The 17,814-nt window shown below is 60.3% G+C and carries 14 protein-coding genes; 3 read left to right on the top strand and 11 right to left on the bottom strand.

The window, feature by feature from the left end:
• Positions 1 to 73: 73 nt before the first annotated feature.
• Genes BJ928_RS31895 through BJ928_RS31865 form a run of 7 tightly spaced genes read right to left on the bottom strand, consistent with a single transcriptional unit; the run spans position 74 to position 8,169 of the window.
• A complete protein-coding gene (locus BJ928_RS31895; protein ID WP_047635880.1) occupies positions 74 to 1,879 on the bottom strand; it encodes an ABC transporter ATP-binding protein in 1,806 nt (601 codons plus the stop codon).
• A 3-nt stretch (positions 1,880 to 1,882) separates the two neighbouring features.
• On the bottom strand, positions 1,883 to 2,821 hold the full coding sequence (locus BJ928_RS31890; RefSeq protein WP_047635881.1) for an ABC transporter permease: 939 nt from the start codon (positions 2,819 to 2,821) through the stop codon (positions 1,883 to 1,885).
• The gene (locus BJ928_RS31885; RefSeq protein ID WP_047635882.1) at positions 2,821 to 3,795 is read right to left on the bottom strand and encodes an ABC transporter permease; all 975 of its coding nucleotides are present in this window, start codon (positions 3,793 to 3,795) and stop codon (positions 2,821 to 2,823) included. Before BJ928_RS31885 ends, BJ928_RS31890 begins: the two co-directional genes overlap by 1 nt.
• Positions 3,796 to 3,800: 5 nt before the next feature.
• Positions 3,801 to 4,772, bottom strand: a complete 972-nt coding sequence (locus tag BJ928_RS31880) for a nucleoside hydrolase (RefSeq protein ID WP_047635883.1) — start codon at positions 4,770 to 4,772, stop codon at positions 3,801 to 3,803.
• Complete coding sequence (locus BJ928_RS31875) at positions 4,769 to 5,728, bottom strand: nucleoside hydrolase (RefSeq protein ID WP_047635884.1); 960 nt, start codon at positions 5,726 to 5,728, stop codon at positions 4,769 to 4,771. Before BJ928_RS31875 ends, BJ928_RS31880 begins: the two co-directional genes overlap by 4 nt.
• A 34-nt stretch (positions 5,729 to 5,762) precedes the next feature.
• Positions 5,763 to 6,644 (bottom strand): dihydrodipicolinate synthase family protein, encoded by an 882-nt coding sequence (locus BJ928_RS31870; RefSeq protein ID WP_047635885.1) that lies wholly within the window; start codon positions 6,642 to 6,644, stop codon positions 5,763 to 5,765.
• A 22-nt stretch (positions 6,645 to 6,666) separates the two neighbouring features.
• Entirely contained in the window at positions 6,667 to 8,169 is a 1,503-nt protein-coding gene (locus BJ928_RS31865; protein ID WP_348628269.1) for an ABC transporter substrate-binding protein, read from the bottom strand.
• A 185-nt stretch (positions 8,170 to 8,354) separates the two neighbouring features.
• Here BJ928_RS31865 and BJ928_RS31860 point away from each other — a divergent pair, with 185 nt between their 5' ends.
• On the top strand, positions 8,355 to 9,254 hold the full coding sequence (locus BJ928_RS31860) for a LysR substrate-binding domain-containing protein (protein WP_047635887.1): 900 nt from the start codon (positions 8,355 to 8,357) through the stop codon (positions 9,252 to 9,254).
• 109 nt (positions 9,255 to 9,363) lie between these two features.
• Here the strand turns inward: BJ928_RS31860 and BJ928_RS31855 are convergent, their stop codons facing one another.
• A complete protein-coding gene (locus BJ928_RS31855) occupies positions 9,364 to 9,669 on the bottom strand; it encodes a hypothetical protein (RefSeq protein WP_047635888.1) in 306 nt (101 codons plus the stop codon).
• 301 nt (positions 9,670 to 9,970) lie between these two features.
• Complete coding sequence (locus BJ928_RS31850) at positions 9,971 to 10,846, bottom strand: helix-turn-helix transcriptional regulator (protein WP_047635889.1); 876 nt, start codon at positions 10,844 to 10,846, stop codon at positions 9,971 to 9,973.
• Between the two features lie 111 nt (positions 10,847 to 10,957).
• On the opposite strand from BJ928_RS31850, the gene BJ928_RS31845 reads away from it, so the two are divergent.
• The gene (locus BJ928_RS31845; RefSeq protein ID WP_047635890.1) at positions 10,958 to 12,412 is read left to right on the top strand and encodes an MFS transporter; all 1,455 of its coding nucleotides are present in this window, start codon (positions 10,958 to 10,960) and stop codon (positions 12,410 to 12,412) included.
• Between the two features lie 99 nt (positions 12,413 to 12,511).
• Here BJ928_RS31845 and BJ928_RS31840 read toward each other — a convergent pair whose 3' ends face one another.
• On the bottom strand, positions 12,512 to 14,296 hold the full coding sequence (locus BJ928_RS31840; protein ID WP_047635891.1) for an APC family permease: 1,785 nt from the start codon (positions 14,294 to 14,296) through the stop codon (positions 12,512 to 12,514).
• A 243-nt stretch (positions 14,297 to 14,539) separates the two neighbouring features.
• Here BJ928_RS31840 and BJ928_RS31835 point away from each other — a divergent pair, with 243 nt between their 5' ends.
• On the top strand, positions 14,540 to 16,909 hold the full coding sequence (locus tag BJ928_RS31835) for a DUF1989 domain-containing protein (protein ID WP_047635892.1): 2,370 nt from the start codon (positions 14,540 to 14,542) through the stop codon (positions 16,907 to 16,909).
• Positions 16,910 to 16,929: 20 nt separating this feature from the next.
• Here BJ928_RS31835 and aac(3) read toward each other — a convergent pair whose 3' ends face one another.
• Positions 16,930 to 17,751, bottom strand: coding sequence for an aminoglycoside 3-N-acetyltransferase (aac(3), locus tag BJ928_RS31830; protein WP_052227944.1), 822 nt, complete (start codon positions 17,749 to 17,751; stop codon positions 16,930 to 16,932).
• Positions 17,752 to 17,814 lie beyond the last annotated feature (63 nt).

Raw genomic sequence — 17,814 nt, 5'->3', positions numbered from 1 at the left:
CTTGGTATACAACGACCGCAAATCCGAAAACCAAACCGCGCCCGCGCCCTCATCGGCGCGGCACGTCCGCCTCTCAGGCCACCTGGAAAAAATGGCCATCGCTCGCCTGCTCGTATCTGCGCTTTGGTGGTTGGTAGTCGGCTCTGCGGAACGGGCTTCCGATCTCTTCATTAGAGATGCGGCGTACCTGACGACGCGCGGGATCGGCAATCGGAACCGCTGCCATCAGGCGCTTGGTATAGTCGTGTTGCGGGTTGTCGAACACCGCATGGCGCGGCCCGATCTCGACGATCTCGCCAAGGTACATCACCGCAACGCGGTGGCTGATACGCTCCACCACAGCCATGTCGTGGCTGATGAAGAGATAGCCAAGCCCGTATTTCTCCTGCAGGTCCAGCATCAGGTTGATGACCTGCGCCTTGACGGAGACGTCGAGGGCGGAAACCGATTCATCGGCAATGAGAAGCTTCGGCTCAAGCGCCAATGCCCGAGCGATGCAGACGCGCTGGCGTTGCCCACCCGAGAATTCGTGCGGGAACCGATCCGCCATCTCGGCAGAGAGGCCAACCCGTTCGAGAAGGTCGCGCACGCGATCCTTTGCCTGCGAGGCACTTGCCAGTCCATGGGCAATGATCGGTTCGGCGAGCGCCTGGCCGATACGCATGCGCGGATTGAGGCTTTCGAACGGGTCCTGAAAAATCATCTGCGCTTCGCGCCTGATATCGGCAAGATCGCCCTTGCCGGCCTTCAGGACATCCTTGCCGTCGATGCGGATTTCTCCTGACGTCGCCGGGGCAAGACGGATGATCGAACGACCCGTCGTCGACTTGCCGCAACCGGATTCGCCGACAAGCGACAGGGTTTCGCCCTGCCGAAGCTCGAGCGAGACGCCTTCGACGGCGTGGATGCTACCGACGGTCCTGCGCAGGAAGCCGCGCTTGACCGGAAAACGGGTGACGAGGTTATCGACCTTCAGGATCGGCGGCTGGTTCAGCCTTACCGTGTCCTCGGTCGGCTTGACCGGCTGCACTTCGCCGGTCGCCATGTCCACCTGCGGAAAGCGCAAGGGCCGGTCTTTCCCGGTCATCGAGCCGAGTTGCGGCACCGCGGACAAAAGCGCTCGCGTGTAGGGATGCCTGGCACCGGCAAAGAGCGCGGCCGTCGTATCCGTCTCAACCTGCTCGCCGCGATACATGACGACGGTGCGATCGGAAATCTCGGCGACGACGCCCATATCATGGGTGATAAAGAGGACCGACATGCCCTCCTCTTCCTGCAACGTCTTGATCAGGCCCAAGATCTGCGCCTGGATAGTCACATCGAGCGCTGTCGTCGGTTCGTCGGCGATCAGCAGTTTCGGATCGCAGGCTAGCGCGATCGCGATCACCACGCGTTGGCGCATGCCGCCGGAAAAATTCATCGGATATTCGTTGAGGCGCGATTTCGCCGAGGGGATGCGCACCTTGTCGAGCAGGCGCACCGCTTCGGCTACGGCCTGCGACTGCGACATGCCGCGATGCTGCACCAGGACCTCGGTGATCTGCTGGCCGATCTTCAAAACGGGATTGAGCGAGGTCATCGGCTCCTGGAAGATCATGCCGATCCGATTGCCACGGATCGCCTGCATGTCGGCAAGCGGCAGCGACAGGAGATCCCTTCCCTCGAATTCGATCCTGCCTGTGATACGCGAATTGATCGGGGACAGAAGCCGCATGATCGACATGGCCGTGACGCTCTTGCCGGAGCCGGATTCGCCGACGACTGCGACAGTTTCCTTTGGGCCGATATCGAAGCTGATATCGCTGACAACATTGCGCCATTCGCCGCCGACGCGGAAGGCCGTGTTGAGCTTGGAGATGGAAAGGATCGGTCTGGTCATGGCTCAGCCTTCCCGCCTTGGATTGAGGATATCGCGGAGCGCATCGCCGATGAGATTGATGCCGACGATGAGCATGAGGAGCGCCAGGCCCGGGAAGAAGCTGATCCAGTAGTCGCCGGAGAGCAGATATTCGAAGCCGTTGGAGATCAAGAGGCCAAGAGACGGCTGCGTAACCGGCAGGCCGATGCCGAGGAAGGAAAGCGTCGCCTCCAGCATGATCGCATAGGCCACGCGCATCGTGGCAACGACGATCAAGGGCGGCAGGCAGTTCGGCAGGATATGGCGAAAGAGGATGCTGCCATCGGGCAAGGCCATGGAACGGGCCGCGTCCACATAGGCGCGCTTGCGCTCCACCAGCGCCGAGCCGCGGATCGTGCGGGCGTAATAGGCCCATTGCGTGACGATGAGCGCCAGAATGATCTTGTCGACACCCTGGCCGAGGATGGCGAGAAAGATCAGCGCGATGAGAATGGCGGGAAAGCTTAGCTGGATATCGACAATGCGCATCAGGAAGGCATCGAGGCGACCGCCGATATAGGCGCTGATGAGCCCGATCGATGCACCTATGACAAGTGCTACGGCTGCACTCGATATACCCACCAGCAGACTGGTGCGAAGACCATAGAGGATCGCGCTCATCAGATCACGGCCCTGATCGTCCGTGCCGATCAGGTAAAGCATGCCACTCGTGGCGTGCGAGCCGGGCGGCAAGCGGCCGTCAAGAATGTCGAGCTGGGCGAGATCGTAAGGGTTCTGCGGCGCGAGCAATGGCGCGAATATTGCCGCAATCACGAAGATGGCGACGATGATGAGGCCTGCGAGAGCAAGCCTGTCATGCAGAAGCGCCGATATCGTCTGGCGGAAGGGTGAACGCGAGGCGGCCTTTCCTGCACGTCCCTGGCCCGCATGCACCGAGCCGGCGTTTGCGCTGTTGTCGCTCATTACGAATTCCCTTCGAGACGAACGCGAGGGTCGACGATCGAATAGAGAATGTCGACCAGCAGGTTGATGACGCTGAACATCACGACGGTGATCATCAGATAGGCGAGGATGACCGGACGGTCGAGCACGCCGATCGCGTCGATGATGAGCTTGCCCATGCCGGGCCAGGCAAAGATCGTCTCGGTCACGACGGCAAAGGCGATCAGCGATCCGAGTTCGAGGCCGATCACGGTAATCAGCGGGATCAGCGTGTTCTTCAGCACATGCACGGTGACGATCCGGCGTTCCGTGAGACCCTTGGCACGGGCGAACCGGACGAAATCAAGCTGCATCGTCTCCATCACGCCGGCGCGGGTCAGGCGGATGACGAGCGAAATCTTGAAGAGCGCCAGGTTGAAGGCCGGCAGCACCAGATGCGAGAGGCCGTCCAGGGTGAAAAGGCTGAGCGGCACCCCGAAGACGGGCACCGTCTGCCCTCGGCCCGATGCCGGCAGCCAGCCGAAATGCACGCTGAACAGCATGATCATCACGAGGCCGATCCAGAAGGTCGGCAGGCTGAAGCCGAGGATGGAGAAGGTCATGATCGATTTCGAGATCAGGCCCTTCGGTTTCAGGCCGGCATAGACGCCAAGCGGAATGCCGATGACGAGCGCCATGACCAGCGCGACGAAGGCAAGCTCCAACGTCGCGGGCATACGATGCAGGATCAGCGTCAAAGCGGGTTGATTGTACACGAAGGAATTGCCGAGATCGCCCGAAAGCGCACGCGTCAGAAACAGCCAGTATTGCTCCCAGACCGGCTTGTCGAGGCCGAAGGACTGGATGACCTGAAGACGCTCCGCCGGCGTTGCCGTCGGGCTCAACAGCACATCGACAGGATTACCGACCAGATAGAGCCCGGCAAAGACCAGAACCGACATGACGAGCAGCGTCAGAACGGTCTGGACCGACCGGCTCAGCAAATATCCGCCCATGAGTTTCAACCTCCCTGCGCTGCGACGCCGAGGCCGCCTTGTCCGAAGCGGGCAATGCGCTCGATCAGCAGTGCGATAAACCCGTCCTCGTCGACATCGGTGATGACAGTGGCATTCGGCGCGCGATCCATCTTTCCGTAAAAGTCGGCATAGGTGTAGCCCATGGTGAGGCCCGTCACCTGCACGCCGACGAAAGCTTCGCGGCCGCTAAACAACTGCGGGCGAATGAGCCAGGCGATCGTGGTGGCATCATGGATCGGACCGCCCGGCCTGCCGAACCGCCCGACATCGCTGCGATCGAAGGTCGAAAACAGATTGAAGAGCGCATTCCCCGCCTCGCCGCCGGCCCGGAACCGCTCGAAATGCTCCGAGGTAAACAGGGCCTGGAACGTCATGTCGAGCGGCATGATGATGATCGGCACGCCGGAGCGATAGACGATCTCGGCGGCATGCGGATCGGCATAGATATTGAACTCGGCCCAGGGTGTGCGATGCCCCAGCGCCGTGAAAGCGCCGCCCATCGAAACGATCTGCCTGATGCCGGATGCCACGTCCGGATGCTGGACGAGCGCCAGGGCAATATTGGTCATCGGCCCGATGGCGCAGATGGTGATCTTTTCGCCGGCCTTTGCCGCTTCGCGCGCCGAGCGCACGATGAAATGCACGGCATGTTCTTCGGATGCGCCGATATCGCCGGCTCTGACCAAGGCATCGTCAAAGGCACCGATGCGGGCATATTTGCCATAGACCTGGTCGCGTACCAGCGGTCCGGCCGCGCCTGCGTAAACCGACACGTCGCGTCGACCGCTGAGGCCGACGATCTTGCAAGCATTGAGCACCGTATCGCGAAGGGCAACATTGCCGGCGACGATCGACAGGCCGAGCACGTCGACTTCCGGCGATGCGAGCGCCATCAGGATGGCTGCGGCATCGTCCACCCCCGGATCGGCATCGATGATGATCTTCTCGCGCGTCATGCGACAGCCTTTTCGGCGTAGCGTGACAGCCGGTCGAGGAAGAAGGCAATCACACCCTCGGCATCGACCTTGGTGACGATATCCGCATTCGGTTCGAGACCGCTCTTGCCATACCAGTCGGCAATCGTCTGCCCCATACAGAGCTCGCTTTCATGTTCGACGAAGACGCGGGCCTTCTCGGTCTGAAACAGATGCGGGGCAAGGATATAGGCCATCACCAGCGGATCATGCAGCGGGCCGCCGCGCGAGCCGTAGCGGCGGACATCGTTGCGATCCCAGAAGGCCATCAGCTCGGCAAGCGTCTGAGAGATACGGCCGCTGACACGCGAGAACTCGGCCACATGTTCGGGCTTCAGCATCACCTGATGCGTCGCATCGAGCGCGAGAGCGACGAGCGGAATTCCGCTCGAGAACACCACATGCGCCGCATGCGGGTCCGCCAGCATGTTGAATTCGGAGGTCATGGTCCGGTTGCCGGGTTCGCGGTAGGCTCCGCCCATCATGACGATCCGCTCGACGCCTTCGGCGATCTGCGGCTTCATCCTGAGGGCGACGGCAAGATTGGTCATCGGCCCGAGGCAGCAAAGCGTGACGCGCTCGCCCGTCCGCGCCGCTTCGGTCAAGGTCTCGATGAGGAAATCGACAGCCGATTTGCTCTCCGCCACCTTTTCCGGCTCCGGCAAAACGGTGTTGCCAAGGCCGGTCTTGCCGTGGAACTGGCCATGGATCGGCTCGCGCAGCATCGGGCGAAAACAGCCGGCAAAGACCGGAATGTCGGGGCGCCCACCCAATTCACAGACCTGGAGGGCGTTGCGCACGGTGCGTTCCAGCGGCTGGTTGCCGCAGACCGGGGTAATGCCGAGGATGTTGAGCTCTGGCGACACGAATGCGGTCAGAAGGGCGATCGTATCGTCAATTCCAGGGTCACAATCGACAATGATCGAAATCGGCTTCATGGGAGAGTGCCTTCAATAGATGGTGGATGCGATGTCAAAGCGCGCCGAGTTTGCGGAGAACTTCCGCGATTTCGCTGCGCGAGGCCTCGCCAAGCGGGAGCTGCGGCTGCATCGGCGCGCCGACCGCAAAGCCCTGCAGCTCTAGCGCCGTCTTGATGCAGGCGGCGATCGAATATTTCGCGAAGATCTCGTTGACCTGCCAAAGCGGCCGCTGCAGTTCCATCGCCCTTGTCCAATCACCGGCATTGGCCGCCTCATAGAGCGCGATGCTCTGCTTCGGCACGACGCAGGCCGGGCCTGCCATCCAGCCGACACCACCGATCATCATCACGCAGACCGGGATATGGGCCGAGGCGGCGAATACCTCCATCCGGCCTTCCGTGCGCTCAATGATCGAAAGAAGACGCCCCGTATTGGTCGAGGCATCCTTGATGTAACGGATGTTATCGACCCGGCTCAGCCGCTCAATAACAGGCAGGCTCAGATCGGAACGCTGGAACTGCGGATTGGTATAGAGCACCACCGGCCGCCCCTTTGCCCCCTTGGCAATGGCGGTGAAGTAGGCTTCGACGCCTTCGTCACTGACCGGAAAATAGGATTCCAGCACGGCGAGGATGCCGTCGGCTCCCGCCTCGACCATGTACTCGGTCTGGGCGACGGCATCGCTGGTCGATGTCGATGCGACGCCGGCAACGACGGGAACACGTCCACGGCTGGCCGTAATCACCGTGTCGACGACGCTGCGGCGCTGATCCCAGTTCAGATAGGCAAATTCGCCCGTGCTCCCAAGCGGCGTCAAGCCATGGACCCCTGAGGCAATCAGGTGGTCCACGAGGTCGGTCAACACGCCCTTCATCACCTGACCGGACGGATCGATCGGAGAAACGAGATAGGGAAATACGCCGCGCAAAGACATGTTCGATCGTCCCTTCGCCGGCTCAGTTCGGCTTCACGTAATAGGGAAGCGTGTAGCCATCCGACCGGCCGGGATAAGACAAGTCCTTTTTCACCGCCCAGGTATTGGCGAGATAGAAGATCGGGATGACGCCAAGATCGTTCATGGCGATCTCGGTTGCCTTGCGAAGCAGCTCCTCGCGCTTACCGTCATCAAGCGTCGAGCGCGCCTCGTTCAGCGCCTTGTCGAATTCAGGGTTCGAATAGCGTCCGCGGTTGCCCTGCCCGGCCTTGTCTCCGAAGGTTTCGAGGATCGGGCCGAGTACGCCGGATGCCTCGCCCGTCTCGACCGCCGCACCGCCCATGATGAAGCTGAATTCCAGATTGGATGCCCGAGTGAAGTAAACGCTGCCCGGCAGGGTCGCAACTTCGGTCTTGATGCCGATGCGGCTGAAGAACTGACCGATCGCCTGGGCGACCTTGGAATCGTTCGGATAGCGATCGTTCGACGCGTGGAAGGTCAGCGAGAAGCCGTTGGGATAGCCGGCCTTGGCGAGCAACTCCTTCGCTTTGTTCGGATCGTAAGGATCGACCTTGATGGCTGGATCGTAACCGAAATAGCCTTCCGGAACTAGCTGCCCGGCGGGCACGCCCTGCCCGTCCATGATGCGGTCGACGAGCGCTTCGCGATTGATCGAAAGCGAAAGCGCACGGCGCACCTCGGGCTTCAACAGCGGGTTCTTGCCATCGGGCCCCTTGGCGAACGGCGACACGTCGCGCGCCTGATCCATATGCAGATACATGATCCGGTTGCCGGCGACATTGACGACCTTCAACTGATCGGAAGCCTGCAGGCGACGCGTGTCGGCCGTCGGGATGCTTTCGATCATATCGACATCGCCGGCAAGCATTGCGGCAACACGGGCGCTGCTGTTCTTGAAGATCTTGAACGTGACCTTGTCCCAGGCAGCCTTTTCGCCCCAATAGGCGTCGTTGCGTGCCAGCACGACGTTGTCGTCGGGTGTCCATGAGACAAACTTGAACGGACCCGTGCCGACTACCCCCTTGCCGGAATTCATCTCTTCCGTCGTGGTATCTCGCATCTTGGCCGGCAGGATCGCGATACGGCTGAGGTTGTTCAGCAGCAAAGGCGTCGGTCCGTCGGTCTTGATGCGGACCGTCAGCGGATCGACCGCGGTGACCTCGGTGATCGCCTTGACATAGGCGGCAAAAGAACTCGGGCTGTTTTTCGACGCAAGCGGAACCCGCTTGATGCTGGCAACGACGTCATCTGCGGTAAAATCGCTTCCGTCGTGGAACTTCACATTCGGACGGAGCTTGAACTCCCAGGTCGTGTCGTCGATCGTCTTCCAGGACAGCGCCAGCGCCGGCTGAAGCCGCTGCTTCTCGTCCTGATTGACGAGGCCATCGAAAATATTGCGCGCCATCGCGCTGTTCGGACCGACGACGTAAAATTGCGGGTCCATCGACGTCGTCGAGGCGGCAAGGCCAACGGTCAGGTCCCGGGCGTGGCTTATGAGTGGCATGGCAAGGGCGGATACCGCCAAGACGGCCGCGGCCTTTAGAAATTTCATGACGGTGCTCCTCCAGCGCTTTTTTAAAATCCGCGCTCTCCAAACAGATTTGATCTGCCACTAAAGCGTCTGCTCCAAAAAGAAAAATTGCATTTTGTGTTCGATCCATGCCCTAATGTTATGGAGGGGATGCCAGGATGCGATTGAAACCAAGGCAAGTGGAAGCGTTCAGAAGCGTAATGATGACGGGGGGCATCACGGCAGCGGCCGATGCCCTGAACGTCACGCAGCCCGCCGTTAGCCGCCTCATCCGCGACCTCGAGGAAATTCTGGATATTACCCTGTTCGAGCGAGTCGGCGCCCGCCTCGTGCCGACGGTCGAGGCGACACAGCTCTTCCGGGAAGTCGAGCGGCTGTATCTCGGCCTTGACCAGATCGCCCAGGCGGCCGACGACATCCGCCGGCACAAGAACATCGTCTTGCGCATTGCAAGCGTAACATCGCTCGTCAGACCATATCTCCATCAGGCGATCCTTGATGTCGTCGGCAATCGGCGTGATATTCCGCTGGTCATCGATGTCGAAAACAGCCGGCACATCTGGGATATGGTCGACAAGAACCGCTACGATCTCGGCTTCGTGTTCGGCTCGCCCCGCATGGCGGACAAGAATGCCGTTCTCCTGCATAGCTCCCATGCCGTCGCCGCCATGGCGCCGGAACACCGGCTTGCCGCGCGAAAGGTCATCCGACCCGCCGATCTCATGGATGAGCGCGTGCTGATCCCCGGCCGCAATTCGCCGCTCAGACTGGCGCTCGACCGCGCCTTTTCCGGGCAGGATCATCAGCCGATGAGCACGATGGAAACGTCGATGCTTAACTGCTGTCATTTCGCGGCGGCAGGCATGGGCGTCGGCATCGTTGACCACACAAGCCTGCAGTCCGCCGGAATCGATATCGTCGCGATCCCGTTCGAACCGCAGATCGAGGTCGCCTACTTCGCGATTCGTCCTTCCGGCGCTCACCGCATCTCTATCTTGGACGAACTGATCAAACGAATGAGCGAGCTCGTAGGCTCAGGTGCAACATCCCCGATCTAGGCCACGGATGGCCTTGCTCGCGCTTGCCATGCAAGTGAAATCGCAGCCTACGGCGGGGCATCGGATGTTCGGCGAGATGCCCGTCGATTTCGAGCTCGGGAGTAAAGCCTTACCGGTAGTCCTGAAGTCGAAGCTGCTCGGGCTCCCTTATCTCCGTCGGCTTCCTTCCATTCGTTTTCATCACATCCCGATTGAAGTCGTTTATTGCCCAACAGACAGCGATAGTTTGAAGATGCGCGGCGTTTTCTATTCCAATTTTCATCAGGAATGTCAGTCGCCCGGCCAAGGCATTGCGGCATTGCTCGTTGCTGTCGAACCAGGGTTGGCTGACGACGCTGTCCAGCACCTTCTGGAGTGTCGCTGCTTGCTTCGGCGATAGGTTGCCTCCCGTAAGGTGGCGAAAACGTTCCATCATGCCTCCTTCGAGGACCACTGCCGGTGCGACATCACGGATGGCCTCGCCCTTGCAAGTGAAACTACTCTGACACTATTACAGTTCGTTACTTCAGTTTTGCGCGATGGGCGGTCCTTGGCGGCAAGCCGTCGGCCGGATCGACCACGCCTATGTCTGCTGCAAGCACGTTAGGCAGACAGTCGTTTAAAGCCTACGTCCATTTTTGACACCGCCGGAACGCCAAAAACCCCATCGAGGGGCGGTAAAAGTGCCTCAAGTGCGGTTGTGGCAATCGATGCTTCAGGTTCTGCCGGCTTGTCGCTCAGCAAGTCCGCTTGCGCTTCATCATTGCGCAGAGCCTCTCCGCGCCGTCTTCGTCGACGGGTGTATAGACGATCATACGGTCGTCATTGCTGGGGCTTGCCCACCAATTGTTGGATTGCAGCGCCAGGATCGTGCCATCGGCCAAGCGGAATCGCTTTACGACATTCTCGATACCTTTGAGCTGATAGCGGTCCCAGACGATGCGGAACTGATCCGAGACGCTCATATAGCGTTCCAGTTGCCGCTCCCAGGCCGGATCGTCGAGATGCTCCGCCATGGAGGCGCGGAAGAGCGCGGCCATGCTGGCCAGCACCTCGTCGGGGTTTACCTGACTGGCGCGCCAGGCAGGATTGACGAGGGACAGATAGATGCAATTGCGATCTTCAAGTGCGATTGCATCGAGATCGACGCCGACGAGACGGCGGTAGGCCTCGTTGAAGCCGCGTATATTGTAGCGCTTCGTCTGAATCATGGCAGGATAAGGACAGAGCTGATCGAGAATGTGCTGGGTTGCTGCCGTCAGCGGCTCACAAACCCGCGGATTTTCGAACCGGGGCGGGATCGGCAGATTGGCCAATCTGAACAGGTGCTCCGTCTCGACTTCGTTGAATTCCAAAGCGTGCGCAACGGAGAGAAGCACGCGCGGCGACACACGGATCGGCCGGCCCTGCTCGAGCTTCGTATACCAGGTAATGCCGATATCGGCGCGCGAGGCCACTTCTTCCCGCCGCAATCCGGGCGTACGAATGCGCCCCGCACGGCCAAGGCCCAGCCGCTGCGGGTCGAGAGCTTCCCGTCGTCTTCGCAGCATCTCGCCGAGTTCCTGTGCGCGCGAAGGCATCTGATTGGGGACGATATCGAGCGTGCCGTGCATTTCACTCTCCAGCCTAATACTTTTTATACCAGTCTAAACAGGTATCTTGTACTAGTTTAGCACGGGTGTAAAACGCTGTGGACTCAGTTCTGGAAATCCTTTGAGGTCCCCATGTCATCCGCACCAATCCGGCTTGGCCAATTCGGCCTGATGATCCTGCTTGCCGGGCAATTGCTGCTGCAGCTCGATTTTTCCATCATCAATGTCGGTCTTGCCGCCATCTCCGCCTCGCTGCATGCCGGCGAGACCGAACTCGAACTCTTCGTCGCCGCCTATGGCGTCGCCTTTGCCGTTTGCCTGGCCATGGGCGCCCGTCTCGGCGACAATTTCGGCCGTCGCCGCATGTTCGGCCTGGCCGTTTTGATGTTCTGCCTCGCTTCGCTTCTGTGCGGCGTGGCGACTTCAGTCGCCTTTCTTATCGTTGCCCGCGCATTGCAGGGCATTGCGGCAGCGCTCATGGTGCCGCAGGTATTGGCGACCATCCATGTCAGCCTGACCGGACGCGATCACGCCCGGGCCGTTTCTCTCTACAGCGCGATCGGCGGCATCGCCTTCATCGTCGGTCAGGTTCTCGGCGGCTTCCTAATTTCGGCTGATATCGCCGGGTCCGGCTGGCGCAGCATCTTTCTCATCAACCTGCCGATCTGCATCCTGATCCTGCTCAGCATGTGGCGCCACGTTCCCGAGACGCGCGGCAAGGGCAGAGTTCCGGTGGATTGGTCCGGCATGATCACGCTGGCGCTTTTGACGCTCTCGGTTCTGCTGCCAACCGCGCTTGGCCCGTCGCTCCACTGGAATTGGCTTTGCCTGCTCGGCTTCGTCCCGATCCTGCCGCTGGGAGCCCTCCTCTGGCGCATCGAACGCGCCAAGGAGGCACGCGGCGCCTTCCCGATCCTGCCTCCGTCGCTCACCCGCATCTCCAGCATGCGGTTCGGAGGGCTGATCGCCATACTCTTCTTCACCTGCTGGAGCGGCTTCATGTTCGTCTTCGCCCTGACGCTGCAGGCAGGTGCCGGGTTGACACCACTGCAATCGGGCAATGCCTTGATCGCGCTCGGCGGCTCCTACTTCATCTCGGCCGCCTTCGTGACGCGGCGCCTGGCAAACATACGCCGTGAACTCATGCTGGCAATCGGCTGCGTGATCCAGATGACCGGTCTTGCGCTGCTCATCGTGACGCTCAAAACGGTCTGGCCGCAGCCGGGCGTCATCAACCTTATTCCGTCCACCGTGCTGATCGGTTTCGGACAGGCTCTGATCGTCAATAGCTTCTACCGGCTCGGGCTGGCCGACGTGCCGCACGAACATGCCGGCGCCGGCAGCGCCATGCTTGCGACCATGCAGCAGGTGTCATTGGGTCTCGGGCCGGCGATCCTCGGAGCCGTATTTGCTCAGGTGCTGCAGCATTCCGGCGCCTATCTCTCGGCCGGGGTAACAGCCGTCACCGTCGAGTTCGGGCTGATGGCCATCCTGCTGATGGCAACGCTTCTACGCTTGGCGCGGCAGCGCCGTCGGCCCGAAGACGAAGCCGAAATCGACGATACGCTGATCGTCGCGCCCGAATGATCGGGCCGAGAAGGTGAGCAATCTGTCGCTTCAATAGCGAAGTCCGGCCTGTGACCAGGCCGGACCTGCATGTTCGATTATCCCTCCGGCCGGATGCCGCTATGCCGGCAGCTGGAAGGCCCAATTGGCGATCAGCACGATGGCAAGGCCGCCGACGAGCGCCAAGTAGGGCAGAATCCCCGCCTTCCTGACGCCCAAATCCTGACCGACCAGCCCGAGATCGTCCATCGCGCCGGCCGGGAACTTGCCGCCATCGCGCACGTAATGCCTGTAGGCAAAGACCGGCAGGATGAGAGCCGCGAAAGCAAAGCCTATCCAGAGCGCATTGGCATAACCCCAGACCTTGGCGCCGGCGCCAAGGAACAGCGCGTTGACGAAGGCAAGCACGGTATTGAGGCCGATGAGCCAGGACGGAGCTTTCCACGGACGCTCGACATGGCCGGAGTCCATACGATGTATCCAGCCGGAGTTGAGATTGAGGAAGTTGAAGATAATGTATCCGACGTTGGAGACGGCAAGCACGAAGAAATAGCCGCTGGTATCCGACGCGATCGCCAGAAGCGAGAGGTTGAAGGCGAAGTCCGTCCACATCGCTCTCGTCGGCGCACCGTTCTCGTTCACATGATCGAGATATTTCGGCAACCAGCCATCCTTTGACCCCTGATAGAGCGTACGCGACGAACCGGCCATCGCGGTCATGATGGCGAGGAACAAGGCCAGGATCATCAGGATGACAAGCAACTGCGTGACGATCCGACCGGCGCCGATCAGACCGCCGAGCGCTTCGGCAACGCCGGTGCCGTCAACGATGCCCGGCGCCAGCATGCCGGCATGGCCGAGCACGCCCTGAAAAGCAAAGGGCACCAGGAAGAAGAAGATGCAGCAGGCAAGGCCTGAATAGAAGATCGCCTTGAATGTGTCCGTCTTCGGGTTCTTCAGTTCTCGCGTATAGCAGACCGCGGTTTCGAAACCATAGGTCGACCAGGCGGCGATATAGAGGCCACCGAGGAAGAGCGTCCAGCCGCCATTGCTCCAGGTTCCATCCGTACCCGCATAGGCGGCCGTTGGCGGCACCAGCCCGGTAACGTTGGATGACATGATCTGGCCGCTGACGATCGGATAGATGCCGATAATGAGCAATGGCACGAGAACGATGATGGCCAGCCACTTCTGCACGCTCGCCGTCTCGGAAATGCCGCGATGCTGGATCGCGAAAATAATCAGCATCAAGATGCCGCCGATGAAGAAAGTGGCGTTGATATTGGCGGTCGCAAGGAATGGAATGTTGAAGGTCAAAAGCGACCAGTTGCGAATGGCCGGCGTCAGGGCGGCGACGCCGTCAGCACTTAAAAGTGCTTTGACCGCATCCGCCGGCGAGGTGCCGGCATGGGCGGCAATATATTCCGCCACCCGCGGGCTATCGACGGTGATAGAACTGGCGTGCGCGCTGATCCAGCTGATCACGGCCTGCGAATCCGCAGCCGGTATCGGGAAGAAGGCATTGAGGATATAGCCGGCCGCAATGGCGCAGCCGAGGGACAGCACCGGCGACCAGGCAAACCAGTTGCACCAGACCGAAAGCGGCGCGATAAATTTCGAGTATCGCAGCCAGGCCGTCGCGCCATAAACCGAGGCGCCGCCGGACTTGTTGCCGAACATGCCGGCAATTTCGGCATAGGTGAAGGATTGCAGGAACCCCATGACCATCGAGATGATCCAGACGACGAAGGCAAGCTTGCCCGTCGTTCCGGCGATGCCGCCGATGGAGAAAAGAACAAGTGGCGGTACGCCTGCTGCCACCCAGAACGCGCCCTTCCAGTCAAGCGCGCGTATAAGCTTACCTTCGGTGCCGGCAGAAGCGCCGGCGTCCACGATGTCTGTCATTGTTGGTATTCCCCATCTTTGTTCCGGACGTATCTTTGTACGTCTCCCTGAACGTGCCTCCCATGGCATTGCGGGGCCTGCTGGAGGTTTTCATGAGCCGAGTCTGTGCGCGGGTTTCCAGATGCATGCCCTTTATACATAGTGAAGATATTTTCTTTCTAGTCAATATCTCTTTACTTTCAGACGGCATTTTGTCAGCATGATTCCGGTGTCCTGACGGACGTCATTTCCCGAGAGGGCCCAATGCGAGATCTCCACCCGCCAACCGCCGGAATACGGCCAATTTCGGCGAGCGTCGTGCGCTATCCGGGCATTCCTGTGCTGCCGGGCGATACCGAACGCTATCGCTGCAAAGGTGGCGGATCGCTCGTCGTGCGCGTCGAACCCGGTGACCGTATCACGGTCACCGATAGCGAAGGCGGGCAGGTCTGCGAGCTCACTTTCTTGGATGAGAAGGGCCGCTTTCAATCCGCAGGATTGGGGTCGGCCTTCACCGGCGAAGCAACCGGCCTGAAGGCCATCCTTTCGTCCGGCAATGATAGCGCTTCTCGCGTGAAAGCGGCGCTGGAGCGGCGTGGCGCCGATCTAGCCTCTGCGGCGGCGCTACACCTCTTCGGCGCGTCATCGCCAGCGGGCAGCACGGCGGAATTCACCATCGCCATCAAGGGCCTGCTTGTCGCCTGTGCGCCGGGAACGGCCATGTCGCCGGAGGCGCAGGATACGGCGACGCCCATCGAGGTCAGGATACGTCGCACGGCGATCCTGCGCGACTATACGTCCGCGCTGCCTGAACCGCTCGCCGATCCGATCGAAGACATCCGCATCAAGGCGGCGACCGCCTCGGCCTATTTCGTCCGTGCCGGCGAATATATCCAGATCATTGATGTCTATGGCCGGCAATGTACCGACTTCCAGGCCTTTTCCGCCCGCAAGGTCGACAAGGGTCTCGATCTCGCGCTCGATTCCACCGTGACCCGCACCCTGCTCGGCCGCAGCTACCCGATGCCCGGCCTTCCTTCCAAGGCCTTCGACCGTGATTTCGAGCCTCTTATAGAAATCATGCAGGACACGGTCGGCCGACATGACGCTTTCGCCACCGCCTGCAATTCTCGCTATTACGACGACATGGGCTATCCCGGCCATGTCAACTGCACCGACAATTTCAACGCGGCACTCGCGCCCTATGGGATTGCCGGCCGCAAGGGCTGGGAAGCGCTGAATTATTTCTACAACACCAACATCGATCACAATAACCAGCTCTATCTCGACGAGCCTTGGTCGAGACCGGGCGACTACGTCCTGATGCGCGCGCTGACGGATCTCGTCTGCGTTTCCTCTTCCTGTCCCGACGATATCGACGCGGCCAACGGATGGGACCCGACCGACATTCACGTCCGCACCTTCTCCGGCAAAGAAAAATTCACACGAGCGGTGGCCTATCGCATGACCCCTGACGCCGACCCCGAACTGACGCGCGAAACCGCGTTTCACCCGCGCCTCTCCGCCATGACACGCGACTATACCGAATATCGCGGCTTCTGGCTGCCGAACCGCTTCTCCTCGGAGGGGCCCGTCGAGGAATACTGGGCCTGTCGCGAACGCGCCGTCGTCATCGACCTCTCGCCGCTCCGCAAATTCGAGGTCACCGGACCGGATGCGGAAGAGCTTCTGCAATATTGCCTGACCCGCGACGTGCGCAAGCTGTCGCCCGGCCAGGTCGTCTACACCGCTATGTGCTACGAGCATGGCGGCATGATCGACGACGGCACGCTGTTCCGCCTCGGGGACAAGAATTTCCGCTGGATCGGCGGCGACGACTATAGCGGCATCTGGCTGCGTGAGCAGGCCGAGAAAAAGGGCTTCAAGGCCTGGGTGCGCTCTTCCACAGACCAGATGCACAATATTGCCCTGCAAGGTCCGAAGAGCCGCGATATTTTGAAAGAGATCATCTGGACGGCTCCCCGCCAGCCGACGATCAGCGAACTCGAATGGTTCCGCTTCGCGGTAGGCCGTATCGGCCATTTCGAGGGTGCGCCCGTCGTGGTGTCGCGTACCGGCTATACCGGCGAACTCGGTTATGAAATCTTCTGCCATCCGAAGGATGCGACTACCGTCTTCGACGCAGTCTGGAAGGCTGGCGAACCCCATGGGCTGAAACCGATGGGCCTGGAGGCACTGGACATGGTGCGCATCGAGGCCGGCCTCGTCTTTGCCCATCACGAATTCGACGACCAGACCGATCCCTTCGAAGCCGGCATCGGCTTCACCGTGCCATTGAAATCCAAGCAGGACGATTTCATCGGTCGCGATGCATTGATCAGGCGAAAGGAACATCCGCGTCACCTGATGGTTGGCCTCGACATCGAAGCCAACGAAGCCGTCGGACATGGCGATTGCATTCATATCGGCCGGGCGCAGATCGGTGTGATCACCAGTGCTACGCGATCACCGATCCTTGGCAAGACCATTGCGCTTGCCCGCGTCGACGTCACCCATGCTGCCGTCGGCACCAGGGTCGAGATCGGCAAGCTCGACGGTCAGCAGAAGCGGCTTCCGGCCGTTATCGTGCCGCTGTCCCACTACGATCCACAGAAGACGAGGCCGCGCGCTTAAGGACGCAGCAGCTCCGCAGATCACGTTTTACCGAGTCGAGATTCCAGCCAGTCAACGGCAAACGCGGTGATTGACGGAGCGTCGACCAAGACGCTACTGGCCTCCCCGACAACGCCACGTGCCCCTTCGCCTGTTGCTAGAAATTCCTCAACGATTGTCGCGAAATAGCCCTCTTCGAGGCTCGGCACAACCGGGTTGGCGGTATCGTATTCCTCCGTCATCCGCCACTCGGGGCCAGAAGCAGCCACGAAGGGCACTTCATAGCGACGGATGCGCTTCCCGGGAATCCGCGCGATATGCTCAGCATGATGGAGCAAGGTCATCGTATCCAACGGTGCTCCCGTCATTAAAACCTTCCCCTTCAGGGCAATGAGCTTTGCCAATGGAGATTTTTGTCCATAGCCGTAGTCGAGAGGATGGTCAGCGGTGATCCAAACCGCCTGTTCTCCGATAGCAGTTACCGATGCGGCCGGATTGCCACTTCGAACAGCACCCGGCGTGGTGCGGAGAAATTCGGGAAAAACTCCATTCGAACGAATAGCGCGAGAGGTCCGTGGGTCGAAAGGAAGAACGTGAGAACGCCACATGCTGAGAACATAGCCGCTTTCATCCAAAAGCTCGTCGTAGCCTGAATTCCAATCAGTATAAGCAACAATGGTTCCCGTTGGCCCCACCGTATCAACAAGCGCCCTAATGAATGTATCTGGCCCATCAAGCAGGCGTCCAACTTTACTCATTGCCGCGTGAACCATCACGGTGTCGCCCGAACACAATCCAATGCGCTGCAGGTCCTCTTGCAAAGAACAATGAGTTCTAAATGGAGCACTTCTGCTTTCTAACACCGCTCTATTGCTCCCAGGGCTGATCGCCGACTGCGATTCAAATAAATGTCAGGCAATTAGAAA

The organism is Rhizobium sp. WW_1 (assembly GCF_003610155.1).
GTDB lineage: Bacteria > Pseudomonadota > Alphaproteobacteria > Rhizobiales > Rhizobiaceae > Rhizobium > Rhizobium tropici_A.
Note: the sequence above shows the minus strand (reverse complement) of the source record. Positions and strands in the feature narration are given on the sequence as shown.